The organism is Pseudomonas sp. LBUM1679 (assembly GCF_059695565.1).
In genome coordinates, this window is record NZ_CP166774.1 from 4,090,356 (window position 1) to 4,104,337 (window position 13,982).

10 protein-coding genes are annotated in these 13,982 nt (G+C 62.7%); 7 read left to right on the forward strand and 3 right to left on the reverse strand.

Annotated features, from left to right (window positions below):
- Positions 1–124: 124 nt before the first annotated feature.
- From ACA062_RS18505 to ACA062_RS18515, 3 genes are all read right to left on the reverse strand, one after another.
- Positions 125–2,758, reverse strand: a complete 2,634-nt coding sequence (locus tag ACA062_RS18505) for an excinuclease ABC subunit UvrA (RefSeq protein ID WP_497452395.1) — start codon at positions 2,756–2,758, stop codon at positions 125–127.
- 183 nt (positions 2,759–2,941) lie between these two features.
- Positions 2,942–5,053 carry a hybrid sensor histidine kinase/response regulator gene (locus ACA062_RS18510; RefSeq protein ID WP_497452396.1) on the reverse strand — a complete coding sequence of 704 codons (2,112 nt, stop codon included), beginning with the start codon at positions 5,051–5,053 and terminating at the stop codon, positions 2,942–2,944.
- A gap of 237 nt (positions 5,054–5,290) precedes the next feature.
- The gene (locus ACA062_RS18515) at positions 5,291–5,980 is read right to left on the reverse strand and encodes a GntR family transcriptional regulator (protein WP_497452397.1); all 690 of its coding nucleotides are present in this window, start codon (positions 5,978–5,980) and stop codon (positions 5,291–5,293) included.
- Positions 5,981–6,120: 140 nt separating this feature from the next.
- On the opposite strand from ACA062_RS18515, the gene ACA062_RS18520 reads away from it, so the two are divergent.
- The 7 genes from ACA062_RS18520 (at position 6,121) to ACA062_RS18550 (ending at position 13,949) form a co-directional block, all read left to right on the forward strand.
- A complete protein-coding gene (locus tag ACA062_RS18520) occupies positions 6,121–7,206 on the forward strand; it encodes an ABC transporter ATP-binding protein (protein ID WP_497452398.1) in 1,086 nt (361 codons plus the stop codon).
- 1 nt (position 7,207) lies between these two features.
- Positions 7,208–8,125, forward strand: a complete 918-nt coding sequence (locus ACA062_RS18525) for an ABC transporter permease (RefSeq protein WP_497452399.1) — start codon at positions 7,208–7,210, stop codon at positions 8,123–8,125.
- Positions 8,122–8,910, forward strand: a complete 789-nt coding sequence (locus ACA062_RS18530; RefSeq protein WP_497452400.1) for an ABC transporter permease — start codon at positions 8,122–8,124, stop codon at positions 8,908–8,910. The genes ACA062_RS18525 and ACA062_RS18530 overlap by 4 nt, the downstream gene beginning before the upstream one ends.
- A 41-nt stretch (positions 8,911–8,951) precedes the next feature.
- On the forward strand, positions 8,952–10,004 hold the full coding sequence (locus ACA062_RS18535; RefSeq protein WP_497457453.1) for an extracellular solute-binding protein: 1,053 nt from the start codon (positions 8,952–8,954) through the stop codon (positions 10,002–10,004).
- A 589-nt stretch (positions 10,005–10,593) separates the two neighbouring features.
- Complete coding sequence (locus ACA062_RS18540; protein ID WP_497452401.1) at positions 10,594–11,790, forward strand: amidohydrolase family protein; 1,197 nt, start codon at positions 10,594–10,596, stop codon at positions 11,788–11,790.
- The gene (locus ACA062_RS18545) at positions 11,787–13,274 is read left to right on the forward strand and encodes an amidohydrolase family protein (protein ID WP_497452402.1); all 1,488 of its coding nucleotides are present in this window, start codon (positions 11,787–11,789) and stop codon (positions 13,272–13,274) included. The genes ACA062_RS18540 and ACA062_RS18545 overlap by 4 nt, the downstream gene beginning before the upstream one ends.
- A gap of 12 nt (positions 13,275–13,286) precedes the next feature.
- The gene (locus ACA062_RS18550) at positions 13,287–13,949 is read left to right on the forward strand and encodes a flavin reductase family protein (RefSeq protein WP_497452403.1); all 663 of its coding nucleotides are present in this window, start codon (positions 13,287–13,289) and stop codon (positions 13,947–13,949) included.
- The last annotated feature ends 33 nt before the right edge of the window (positions 13,950–13,982 follow it).

Here is a 13,982-nt window from a genome sequence, read left to right on the forward strand (position 1 = left end):
AAATTGCCATCGCGGGCAAGCCCGCTCCCACAGGGATCTTTGTCGTTCACAAATAATGTGGGCAAAACCAATCCACTGTGGGAGCGGGCTTGCCCGCGAAGGCGTCGGCACAATCACCACACATTCAAGCTCCCAGCACCCTGGCCAAAAACGCCGCCGTCCGGCTCTTTTTGCTTTTGGCGACTTTCTGCGGCGTCCCCGCCACCACGATCTTCCCGCCCTGATCCCCCGCCCCCGGTCCGATATCGATCACCCAGTCGCTCTGCGCCACCACGCGCATTTCATGTTCGACGACGATCACCGTATGCCCCGCCGCCACCAGCGTATTCAACTGTTCGAGCAAGCGATCGACATCCCGCGGATGCAGGCCGGTAGTCGGTTCATCGAGCACATACAAGGTCGCCCCACGCTGGTTGCGTTGCAGTTCGGTGGCCAGTTTGATCCGCTGGGCCTCGCCACCCGACAATTCGGTCGCCGGCTGGCCGAGGCGCAGATAGCCCAGACCGATATCGCGCAGGACCTCCAGCGAGCGGCGGATCCCCGGTTGCCCGGCGAACACCTCGACCGCGCCGTCCACCGTCAGCTGCAACACCTGGGCAATGTTCAAACCTTGCCAGAGGATCGCCAGGGTTTCGGGGTTGTAGCGCGCACCGTGGCAGGTCGGGCACGGCGCGTAGACGCTGGGCATGAACAGCAACTCGACGCTGACAAAGCCTTCACCTTCGCACGTCGCGCAACGTCCCTTGGCGACGTTGAAAGAGAATTGGCCGGCGTCATAGCCAGCGGCCCGGGCTTGGGGAGTGGCGGCGTAGAGCTTGCGCACGTTGTCGAACAGCCCGGTGTAGGTCGCCAGGTTCGAGCGGGGTGTGCGGCCGATGGGCTTCTGATCGACCTGCACCAGACGCTTGATCGACGCCAGGCCACTGGTGACCTGGCCGCCGCTGACCTGTGGCGCATCGTCCTCCAGGCTCAACGCTTCAGCCTCGCTGTCACTCGCCGCGCGCCCGAGATGCGCACCCACCAGCTCCAGCAACGCCTGGCTGACCAGGCTCGATTTGCCGGAACCCGACACACCGGTCACCGCCGTGAAACAGCCCAGCGGAAACTCGGCGCCGAGGTTATTCAGGTTATTGCGGGTGATGCCTTCCAGCCGCAGCCAGTCGCTCGCCTGGCGACTGACCCGGGGCTGGCTGACCTGCTCGGCGAACAGGTAGGCGCGAGTCTGGGAATGAGTGACATCGGCCAACCCTGGCGGCGGTCCGCTGTAGAGGATCCGGCCGCCATGCTCGCCAGCCTCCGGACCCACGTCGATCAGCCAGTCGGCGCGGCGCATGGTTTCCAGGTCATGCTCGACCACGAACAAAGAGTTGCCGGCGGCTTTGAGCCGTTGCAGGGCTTCGAACAGTGCCTCGCCATCCGCCGGGTGCAGACCGGCCGACGGCTCATCCAGCACGTAAATCACGCCGAACAACTGCGAACCCAATTGCGTTGCCAGGCGCAGACGCTGCAACTCGCCGGAGGACAAGGTCGGCGTGCTGCGTTCCAGGGCCAGGTAACCGAGGCCCAGGTCGGTCAAGGTGCTGACCCGCTCCAGCAAATCCTGGGCGATCCGCTGCGCGGCCAGGCGTTTTTCCACCGACAGGTTGGGCGTGTGGCGCACGTCCGGCGCGTTGGCGTGACCGCTGGCGCCCTGGGCCACTCGTTGCTCACGGGCCTCCCGGGTCTGCAGGTGCGTCAACACCTCGCCGGCCTCATCGGCCTGTTCGAGGTAACTGTGCGCCGCCACCGGCTTCAACACTTCGGCCACTTGCAGTAACGGCATCTGCGACAGCTCACCGATGTCGTAACCGGCAAAGGTCACCGACAACGCCTCGCGCTTGAGTCGTTTGCCGTCGCATACAGGGCAAGGGCTGCCAAGCATGAATTGCGACACGCGCTTCTTCATCAGCGCACTCTGGGAGTGGGTAAAGGTGTGCAGGATGTAGCGCCGGGCGCCGGTAAATGTGCCTTGGTAACTGGGTTCCATGTTGCGCTTGAGCGCGACGCTGGTTTCTTCGGGCGTGAGCCCGGCGTACACCGGAACCGTCGGTGTGTCTTCGGTGAACAGAATCCAGTCGCGCTGTTTTTTCGGCATATCGCGCCAGGGTTTATCGACGTCGTAGCCCAGGGTCACCAGGATGTCCCGCAGGTTCTGCCCCTGCCAGGCCATGGGCCAGGAGGCGACTGCGCGCTGGCGGATGGTCAGGCTCGGGTCCGGGACCATCAAGGCTTCGGTGACTTCGTACACCCGGCCCAGGCCATGACATTGCGCGCACGCCCCCTGTGGTGTATTGGGCGAGAAGTCTTCGGCATACAGCATCGGCTGTCCCGGCGGATAGCTGCCGGCCCGGGAATACAGCATGCGGATCAGGCTCGACAACGTGGTCACGCTGCCCACCGACGACCGCGTACTCGGCGTGCCCCGCTGTTGCTGCAAGGCCACGGCGGGCGGCAAGCCTTCGATCGAGTCGACGTCCGGCACCCCGACCTGATCGATCAGGCGCCGCGCATAAGGCGCCACGGATTCGAAATAGCGGCGTTGCGCTTCAGCGTAGAGGGTCGAGAACGCCAGCGAGGACTTCCCTGAACCGGACACTCCGGTGAACACCACCAGCGCATCGCGGGGAATATCGACGTCGACGTTCTTGAGGTTGTGCTCCCGGGCGCCGCGCACCCTGACCACGCCGGAGGGAGGGTTGGAGGTGCGCTTGGAGGTCATAGGCAGCCTTATAGAAATGGTATGGATGTACGCGGAACCCCCTGTAGGAGCCGGCTTGCTGGCGAAGGCGGTGTGTCAGGCGACATCGTTATCGACTGTGAGGACGCCTTCGCTGGCAAGCCAGCTCCTACAGGGTTTTGTGTTCAGCCGTCACGTTTTGTGTTCACCCGTCGGGTTCTGTGTTCAGCCATTGAGCACCGCGCGGACCATTTGGGTGAGCGCCTCGGGACCATAGGGTTTGCTCAGCAGATAGGTGTCAGGGCTGAGCTGGTGATTGCGCGAAATAATGTCACGGGTGTGGCCGGAGGTGAACAGGATCGGCACCGGCGGCGTCTGCACCTTGGCCCAGGCGGCCAGGTCCGAACTCTTGATCAGGCCGGGCATGACCACATCGGTGAAAATCAGGTCCACCGCCACGCCTTCCAGCAACATCTGCATGGCCGTGTCGCCGTTCCCGGCGGTCAGGACTTGGTAGCCTTCTTCGCGCAGCAACTCGACCGCCGCGCTGCGCACCGCCTCGTTATCCTCGACCACCAGCACGGTTTCGTTGCCGCCTGGCTGTTGGGGATCATGCAGGGTTGATTCACTGGGCAGCGGCCGCAGGCTGCGGGGGAAATACAGCTGCACCCGGGTGCCCTGCCCCGGGACACTGGACATGTCGATATGCCCGCCGCTTTGCTTGACGAACCCGAACACCATGCTCAAGCCCAGCCCTGTGCCCTGGCCATCGGCCTTGGTGGTGAAAAACGGCTCGAACGCGTGCCCCAGCACCTCGGGTGACATGCCGACGCCGCTGTCCGCCACCGCAACGCAGACGAAATCGCCGGGCACAATGCCCTTGCCCGCACAAAACCGGGCATCGAGTGCAATATTGTTGGCGCTCAGCTCGATGGTGCCTTCGCCCTGCATCGCGTCACGGGCATTGATCGCCAGGTTGAGGATGGCGTTTTCCAGCTGATTGCGATCCACATGCAGATGCCAGGCATCTTCAGGTGCCGTCACGCTGATCTGGATGGTTTCCCCCAGGGCCCGCTGCAACAGCTCAGCCAGGCCGTCGAAAATTTGTCGTGGATCGCAGACTGCCGGGGACAAGGGCTGGCGGCGGGCAAACGCCAGCAGTTGCGAGGACAGCTTGGCGCCGCGCTCGACCGCGGCAATCGAGGCACTGACCCGGCGCTGCACGTTGGCATTGTCCGGTTCATGCCGCGCCAGCAGATGCAGGTTGCCGGCGATCACCTGCAACAGGTTGTTGAAGTCATGGGCCACGCCGCCGGTAAGGCCGCCAATGGCTTCGAGTTTCTGCGATTGACGCAATTGCTCTTCGGCCGTCAGCCGCGCTTCCACTTCATCGGCGACGCGCTGCTCCAGGTTGCGGGTGAACCTGAGCAAGGATTCCTCGGCCGTCTTGCGTTCATGAATGTCGATCAACACCCCGGGAAAGCGGAAGGGTTCGCCCAGCTCGTTGAACTCGCAGCCGCCGCTTGCCTGCACCCACAGGTAACTGCCATCCGCGCGCAGGACCCGGTATTCGGCGTTGAAGGGTTCGCCGGTTTCCACCGCTTGACTGACCTGTTCCTGAACCCAACTGCGATCATCGGGATGGATCTGTGCCTGGGCGATGTCCGTTGGCAGGTCGGCCAGGTTTTGCTCGGCCGGGTAGGAAAAGGTGCGGGCGAAGCGTTCGTCGCCGGACAGCACATTGCCCTTGATGTCCCAGACGAACGAGCCGAGCAAGGCGCCGGCATTGAGCGCCAGGCGCACCCGTTCATTGTCGGCGTGATAGGCCTCTTCGGCGGCCCGGCGGCGACGTTCGGAAATCACGTGATCAGTGGTCTCGACCACCATCGCCATGACCCCGGCCGGTTTGCCGTCATCATCGGCCACCGGGCTGTAATACAGTTCCAGCCAGACGTCTTCGGGGATCCCGTCGCGCAGCAGCACCAGCTCTTTATTGCGATAGGACAACGTGCCGCCCGCCAGGCAGGTGTCGACCACGTGTCGATTGAACTCGGCCACTTCCGGCCAGCCCAGTTCCACCGGGGAACCCAACAGGTAAGGATGGCGGCCACCGGCGAACGTCGAGTACGCATCGTTATAAATCATGTAACCGGGGCGGCCCCAGAGCATCACCATCGGCAGCGGCGAAGCGAGCATCAACTGCACTGCGCTGCACAGGCTTGCGGGCCAAGCGTCCATACTCCCCAGCTCGGTCAGGCTCCAGTCGAACGCACGAATACGCCCGGCCATTTCACCGCTCCAGCCGGCACATCCGTGGCTATCGTCTAGAAACTGCATCGGCTGGCTCTTTGTCCCTGAAGTGACACCTGTTTGCTTCGAGCACCGGGGGCGCCAATGGTTCACTGAGGTAACACTGATTCAGCCTTTGCGGACCGACCAGACCGGTCATTGTGGCGAGGGAGCTTGCTCCCGCTCGGCTGCGCAGCAGTCGCAATGCCTGCTGGCAAGATTTGGTTGAAGGAATGCGGGGGGCCGCTTCGCAGCCCAGCGGGAGCAAGCTCCCTCGCCACAGGGTCATACCTCGATCAAATGCTTGAGCGGGTGGTAGCCGGTTTTCAAGGTGGCGGCGACGTCGAGAATCGCCTTCTCGATGCCGTTCAAATGCAGGCAGGTCAATTCGATGGCCGCACTCTGGTTGCCGGCCTCGATGTACTCGATCAGGCGCAGGTGTTCGTCATCGCGGCAGGCCTGGTGGCTGTCGTCATCCAGCGCGGCAGCGTAGAGCGAGGCACGGGAAATCAGTTTGCGGAACCAGTCCAGCAGCACCGGGTTGTTCAGGCTTTGCGCGAGCTTGATGTGGAACTCGCCGAGCAGATGAATCAGCCGATCATGATCGCCGCTCTGGTGCGCTTCATCCTCGAGCAACAAATGATCGCGCAGGTCCCGGGCCACTGCGGTGTCGCGCCGACGGCACAGTTCGCTGACGATGCCGATCTCGATCAGGCGCCGGGTTTCGAACAACGAACGGATCTCCTCGTCACTCGGCAATGACACCGAGGCGCCCTTGTTGGGCTCGGTGGTGACCAGCCCATCGGCCTCCAGTTGCTTGAGCGCGGCACGAACCGACGTCCGGCTGACATTGAAAAGTTCGGCCAGCGACGCCTCGCCCAGCTTCATCCCCGGACGCAACGAACGCTTGCTGATCGCCTCGTAAACCCCTTGGTAGACGCGGTCGACCGTGGTCTCCAGTTTTTTCTCGGTCATCTGAACCCTCCTTTTGCGCTAGACAACCGGCCCCTGGCGATGAGCAGCCATTGAAAAAGGGGGTTGCATGAACAGATTAATCCGGTTATTTGTAGATTGCATCCAAATATTGCATACAATAATTAGAGGAATGCGCCATTATGGGTCATCCAGTAGCGATTGAAGTGCGTAACGTCTCCAAGCGGTATTCCGACGATCCAGGGCTGGCTCCCGCCCTCGACAACGTGTCGGTGGACATCGCCGACAACGAGTTCTTCACCCTGCTCGGCCCTTCCGGCTGTGGCAAGACTACCCTGCTGCGCACGATCGCCGGTTTCGAGCATGTCAGCGAGGGAGAGATCCGCCTCGCCGGCGAACCGGTCAACGACCTGCCGCCGTTCAAGCGCCGGGTCAACACGGTGTTCCAGAGCTACGCGCTATTTCCGCACATGAGTGTCGCGCAGAATATCGCCTTCGGCCTCGAGATGAAGGGTCTTGATCGCGAGCAGATTGCGCAACGTGTCGATGAGATGCTGGCCCTGGTGCAAATGCAACACCTGGCCCGGCGCAAACCGGCCGAGCTGTCCGGTGGTCAACAGCAACGCGTGGCGCTGGCCCGGGCCCTGGCGCCAAAACCCAGGGTGTTGCTGCTCGACGAACCGCTGTCGGCCCTCGACCTCAAGCTGCGCAAGGAAATGCAGGTCGAACTCAAGCGCGTGCAGAAGGAAGCCGGGATCACCTTCATTTTCGTCACCCACGATCAGGAAGAAGCCCTGACCCTGTCCGATCGCATTGCCGTGATGTCTGCCGGCAAGATCCTGCAGATCGGCACCCCCAACGATATCTATGAACGCCCGCAACATCAGTTCGTCGCCCAGTTCATCGGCGACATCAATTTCCTTCCCGGCCATCTCAAGCGCGGCCAGCAGAATGAAAACCTGTTCGTGCCCAGCGGCATGCCGGTGGAAATCCCCTGCCCGGCCCCAGGCTTCGACGGCGCCAGGGTGCAACTGGCGTTCCGTCCGGAACGTTCGCAACTGGTCGACCCGGCGCAACCGCACCACCTGCGCGGGGTGATCGAGGCGGTGCTGTATGTCGGCACCGCCACCCTGTATCAGTGCCGCTTGAACAACGACATCAAGGTCATGCTGCGCGAGAACAACGAAGGCCTGAACCGCGGCCGGGTGGTCGGTGATCGCGTCGCGGTCAACCTGCCGCCCCACGCCTGCCTGTTGATGGAGGCCTGAGATGAGCGTCAGCAGCACTTCTCCCGCACTCAACCGCGCGCTGTTGCTCAGCCCGGTGGTACTGACTTTGCTGGCGCTGATCGCCATTCCGCTCGGCATCATGGGCTACATCAGCCTGCTGCCGCGCAACGTCTATGGCGGTGTCGACTGGCAGGCCGACTGGCAATTGCACAGCTACGTGCAACTGTTTTTCCAGGAAGGTTTCGACGGAGAACTGGAACTGAACTGGGTGTATGCCCAGGCGCTGTTGCGCTCGGTGTTCCAGGCCGGCGGCACCACGCTGTTGTGTTTCCTGTTCGGTTTCCCGGTGGCCCTGTGGATGTCGAGCCTGACCCCGCGGCGGCGCAACCTCATGGTGTTACTGATCACCATTCCATTCTGGACCAACCTGCTGATCCGCAACTACGCCTGGCTGATCATCCTGCGCGAGCATGGCTGGGTCGCCCAGAGCCTGAACGCGCTGTTCCCTCAAGCCGGTGGCATCACCCTGCTCTACAACGACTTCGCGGTCAGCGTCGGGTTGGTCTACAGCTTCCTGCCGTTCATGATCCTGCCGATCTACTCGACCCTGGAAAAACTCGACTGGCGCCTGGTGGAAGCCGCCTACGACCTGGGTGCCAATCGCTGGCACGCACTGAAGCGGATCATCCTGCCGCTGTCGATGCCTGGGGTGATTGCCGGCGCGCTGCTGGTGTTCGTGCCGAGTCTTGGCGCCTTCATCACTCCGGCGATTCTCGGCGGCGGCAAGACACTGATGATCGGCAACCTGATCCAACAGCAATTCGGCACCGCACGCAACTGGCCGCTGGGCAGTTCGCTGTCGTTCCTGCTGCTGGGGATTCTGCTGCTGTCGCTGGTGCTGTACGCCCTCTATAGCCGCCGCGCCGCCAAAACACTTCGCCGGGGAGCCACCGCATGATCGCCCTGCACCTGAAAAAACTGCCCCTGACCCGGGAAGTCAGCCTGTTGATCCTGGCCTATCTGTACTTGCCGATCCTGGTGTTGATTGCTTACAGCTTCAACGCCAACCGCTCGGCAACGGTGTGGACCGAGTTCTCGTTCGCCTGGTACGGGCGGATTCTGGCGAACCCGTCGATCCAGACGGCGGCGCTGAACTCGATCATCGTCGCCAGCATCGCCACGGTCTGCGCCACGGCCATTGCCTTGCTGGCGGCGCTGGCGACCTACCGGCCGTTCTATGGACAGAAAATGGTCGAGGGCGGGATCAACCTGCCGCTGATCCTGCCGGAGATCGTCACCGCCGTGGCGACCCTGCTGCTGTTCATGGCGCTGGGGATCAAGCTGGGTTTGCTGACAGTGATCGTCGCGCACATCGGCTTCTGCATTCCCTTCGCCTACCTGCCCATCCGTGCGCGGCTCAACGACCTGGACAAGAGCCTGCTGGAGGCGGCGAACGATCTGTACGCCAACCCCTGGCAGGTGTTTCGCCGGGTGACCTTGCCGCTGCTGTGGCCGGCGGTGTTGTCGGGTTCGGTGCTGGCGTTCGTGGTCAGTCTCGATGATTTCATCATGACGTTCTTCGTTGCCGGCCCGGGTTCCACGACCTTGCCGGTGTACATCTTCTCGGCGATCAAGGCCGGTGTGACCCCGGAGATCAACGCGATCTCGACCCTGATGCTGCTGATTTCCATCGTGCTGGTGGTGCTGGCCTTCTGGCTGGGACAGCGCGGCAAACACCCATGAGCCCTTCCCCTTCTGGAGCGTTCTCTATGAAAAGCAAAAGCATGATGCTCAATAGCATGCGTTACGGCATCGCCGGTCTGGCCCTCAGTTGCCTCAGCGTGTTCAGCGCACAGGCCGCCGAGCCCAAGGAACTGTTTTTCTACAACTGGACCGATTACTACCCGGTCGACCTGCTGGCCAAGTTCGAAAAGGAAACCGGAATCAAGGTCACCATGGATGGCTACGACAGCAACGAAACCCTGCTGGCCAAGTTGCAGGCCGGCGGCGCGGCGTATGACGTGATCGTGCCGTCACAGTCGATCATGCAAACCCTGATCAAGCAGGACTTGCTGCTGGCATTCGACGCCTCGAGCCTGCCCAACTTCCAGTACGTCAAACCGGCATTCCGCAACCCGAGCTTCGACCCCGGCCGCAAATTCTCGGCGCCGTACCTGTGGGGCACCACCGGGTTTTCCTATGACAGCGCGCGAGTGCCCGGTGGCCAGTTGGACGACTCGTGGAAAGAGTTTTTCGAACCGCGCAAGGAACTGCAGGGACAACTCGCCGCCCTCGACACCTCGAGCAGCGTGATCAACGCCGCCAGCCATTACCTGAACGTCGATGAATGCAGCGAAAACCCACAGGACGCCAAGCGCATCCTGGAACTGCTGCAAAAACAGAAACCCTTCCTGAAGATGTACAGCTCCGACAACACCGTCGACCGCATGGCTTCCGGTGAAGTGATCATGATGCAGAACTGGAACGGCTCAACCGCTCGGGCCACGTTGCAGAAGAGCACGATCAAGTACGTGTATCCCCGTGAAGGCCTGGCGATGTTCCAGGACAACTTTGCAGTGCCGAAAAGCGCGCCGCACCCTGGTAACGCGAAAGTCTTCATCGACTGGATGATGAAACCGGAAAACGCCGCCGCCGTCTCCAACGCCATCGCCTACGCCAATGGCATCCAGAGCGACACCTTGATCGACGCCAAATGGCGGGTGATGGACGCCATCAACATGCCGGATGAATTCGCCTCGCGCCTGCGCCCGGAGAAAGAGTGCAGCAACAAGGCGCGGGAGCTGCAGGACCGCATTTGGGCCAAGCTCAAGGGTTAAGTGCCCGGCTTGAAACCGAGTCGCGGCCATCGCGAGCAAGCTCGCTCCCACAGGTTTTGTGTTGGAACAAAGATGGTGTGCCAACCCAGAACCCGGTGGGTGGGTTAACGGCCTGGCTTGAAACCGAGTCGCGGCCATCGCGAGCAAGCTCGCTCCCACAGGTTTTGTGTTGGTACAAACATGGTGTGCCAACCCAGAACCCGGTGGGTGGTTAAGTGCCAGGCTTGAAACCGAGTCGCGGCCATCGCGGGCAAGCCCGCTCCCACAGGGTTTTGTGTTGGAACAAACATGGTGTGCCAACCCAGAACCCGGTGGGTGGGTTAACGGCCTGGCTTGAAACCGAGTCGCGGCCATCGCGGGCAAGCCCGCTCCCACAGGGTTTTGTGCTGGAACAAACATGCTGTGCCAACCCAGAACCCGGTGGGTGGGTTAACGGCCTGGCTTGAAACCGAGTCGCGGCCATCGCGGGCAAGCCCGCTCCCACAGGGTTTTGTGCTGGAACAAACATGCTGTGCCAACCCAGAACCCTGTGGGAGCGGGCTTGCCCGCGATGAGGCCCGCCTGAACAACATAAAACTTGAGGTATGAAATGACCCAACCCCGCTGGCTGCGCAACGTGCGCCCCTACGGCGCCCCCGCCGAAGACCTGCTTCTGGAAAACGGCCTGTTCAAAGCTCGGCGCCCGGCCACCAGCGCACCGCTGACCGCCACCGACATCGACGGCCAACACCAACTCCTCACCCCGGCCCTGGTGGAAAGCCACGTCCACCTCGATAAAACCCTCTGGGGCCAGCCCTGGCGCCCCAACAGCGCCGGCCCGACCCTCAAGGACTACATCGCCAACGAACGCCGGGTACTGCGGGAAATCGACGCCCCGATTGCCCAACGGGCCGGCGCTCTGCTGGAAAACTGCATCGCCCGCGGTTCACTGACCCTGCGCTGTCACGTCGATATCGACCCCGACTTCGGCCTGCGCCATGTCGACGCCATGCAGCAACTGCGCGAAACCTACCGCGACCTGATCGACCTGCAACTGGTGGTGTTCCCGCAAACCGGCCTGATCAGCCGCCCCGGCACTGCCGAGCTGATGCGCGAAGCCATGGCCCTGGGCGTGGAGAACGTCGGTGGCCTCGATCCCTGCGGCATCGACAACGACCCGATCGCCCAACTCGACTTCGTCTTCAAACTGGCCAGCGAGTTCGATCGCGGCGTCGACATACACCTGCATGACAAAGGTGAACTGGGCCTGTGGCAGATCGCGCTGATCGCCGACTACACCGAACGGTTCGCGCGTCAGGGTCGGGTGATGATCAGTCATGCTTACTGCCTCGGGATGTTGCCGTGGAGTCAGGTCAAACCCGTGGCCGAGCGTCTGGCGGCGCTGAGTATTTCATTGATGAGTTCGGCACCCGCCGACTGCGCGGTGCCACCGTTCCTCGCCCTGCGCGAGACCGGGGTCAACGTCTGCCTGGGTTCGGATGGCATTCGCGACGCCTGGTCGCCCATGGGCAACGGCGACATGCTGGAACGGGCGATGTTGCTGGCGTTTCGTTTCGACTTGAGCAAGGACGAGGAACTGGCGGCGGCGTTCGAGGCGGCGACGGTCAATGGCGCTCGGGCATTGGGCTGTGACGGTTATGGGCTGGAAATCGGCCAGCCGGCGGACTTCCTGCTGATGCCGGTGCAGACCCTGGGTGAGGCCGTGGTCTCGCGACCGGTGCGCCAGGTGTATCGGGCAGGCAGGCTGATTGCCGCCGGTGGGACTTTATTGGACAGTCGTCTGTGAAGCGCATCGGCTTGAAATCGAGCTGTGTCGTCGGCTTCGATGGCCAGCAACATGTGCTGTGGCGCGACGGCGAAGTGGTGTTCGAAGGCTCGCGCATCCTGTTTGTCGGGCGTGATTATCCGGGGCCGGTGGATCAGTGGATCGATTATGGCAATGCCTTGATCGGGCCGGGCTTCATCGATCTGGATGCGCTCGGGGATCTGGATTCCACGGTGCTGACACTCGACAACGGCGATGAGCGGGACATGGGCCGGATGTGGTCCGAGGACTATCTGGCGGCCGGCCCGCGAGAGAGTTACAACCCGGATGAAGAAGTTTTCAAGTACCGCTACGCCTTCACGCAGCTGATCCGCAACGGCATCACCACGGCCATGCCGATCACCTCGATGTACTACCGCGAGTGGGCCGAGACCTACGACGAATTTGCCGCGGTGGCCGGTATCGCCGGTGAGCTTGGGCTGCGCACTTACCTCGGCCCCTGCTACATGAGCGGCATGAGTTACTGGCGCGCCGATGGCAGTCTCGGGCATCACTGGGACGAGGCTCGGGGGATGGCCGGACTGGCGGCCGCCGCGCGGTTTTTCCATGACTTCGACGGCGCACAGGGCGGTCTGATTCGCGGCGCACTGCTGCCGGATCGCATCCAGACCTGCACCCCGGCGCTGCTGCAACGCACTGCCGCGCTGAGCAGGGAACTGAATGCGCCGATGCGTCTGCACTGCTGCCAGGGACTTGGCGAGGTGGCGCTGGTCGAGCAACTTCGCGGCGTCTCGCCCCTGGCGTGGCTGGAGCAACTGGACCTGCTGACCCCACGCAGCCTGCTGCCCCACGGCCTCTACACGCGCGGCGATGACGACCTGCAACGCATCGTGGACGGCGGCGCCAGCCTGGTGCATTGCCCGGTGGTATTTGCCCGGGATGGCGAGGCGCTGAATTCCTTCGGGCGCTATCGGGCCAAGGGCATCAATTTCGCCCTGGGCACCGACACCTGGCCGGCGGACTTGCTGGAGAACATGCGCCAGGGCCTGAACATCGCTCGCTTGCTGGAGGGCGGCAACTCGCTGACCAGCACGCTGGACCTGTACAACGCCGCCACCCTCGGCGGCGCCAGGGCCTTGGGCCGCGACGATCTCGGTCGTCTGGCACCGGGCGCCAAGGCCGACATCACGGTGTTCAGCCTGCGCGGCCCGCACCTGGGGCCACTGTTCGATCCGCTGAAAAACCTGGTGCTGGCCGGGCGCGGTGACGACTGCATTGCCAGCTACATCGACGGCCGCTGCGTCATGCAGGACGGCCAGGTTCAAGGGGTCGACTACCCTGCCCTGCAACGCCAGGCGCAACGCCAATTCGAAAAACTGATGCGCAGTCACAGTGACCGGGCTGTTGGCCAACCCGACTGGAGAGGCCTGTTCCAACCGGCCATCCCGTTCGCCGACGACTACAGCGCACAGGTGCCATTGAGCACGATCGATCCACTTCTCTAGAGATTTCTGCCCATGCAAAGCTTCGACTTCAGCACATTGAGTGCGCGGGACAAATACAAGATCCTGATCGGCAGCGTGGTGCCACGGCCGATTGCCCTGGTCACCACCATCGACGGCGAAGGCCGGATCAACGCCGCGCCGTTCAGTTTCTTCAATGCCCTCTCCGCCGACCCGCCGATCCTCGCACTGGGCGTGGAAAACTACGGCGACCAGAGCCCCAAGGACACCACCCGCAACATCCAGCTCAACCAGGAATTCACCGTGAACATCGTCAGCGATGCCCTGGTGGAAGCCATGAACATCTGCGCCGTGCCCTTCGCCCCGGGCTTCGACGAACTGACGGCCGCGGGCCTCACCGCTATTGCCGGCACGACCGTCAAATGCCCGAGGATCGGCGAAGCGCCCGTGGCGCTGGAATGCCGCAGGATGATGGCGCTGTCCATCGGCCAGTCGCGGGAGATCATCTTTGGCGAAGTGCTGATGGCCCATGTGCGGGACGAACTGATCGACCCGAAAACCCTGTACATCGATCAACTGGGGCTCGATGCGATTGGCCGGATGGGTGGCCATGGGTATGCGCGCACCCGGGATTATTTCGATTTGCCGACCCGGTCGCTGCAAGCGTGGACGGATGCGCCGGGGGGTGGGCAGCGGTTCTGGCCGAAAATAAAATAACCAACGTTTGCACAAAACCTGTGGGAGCGGGCT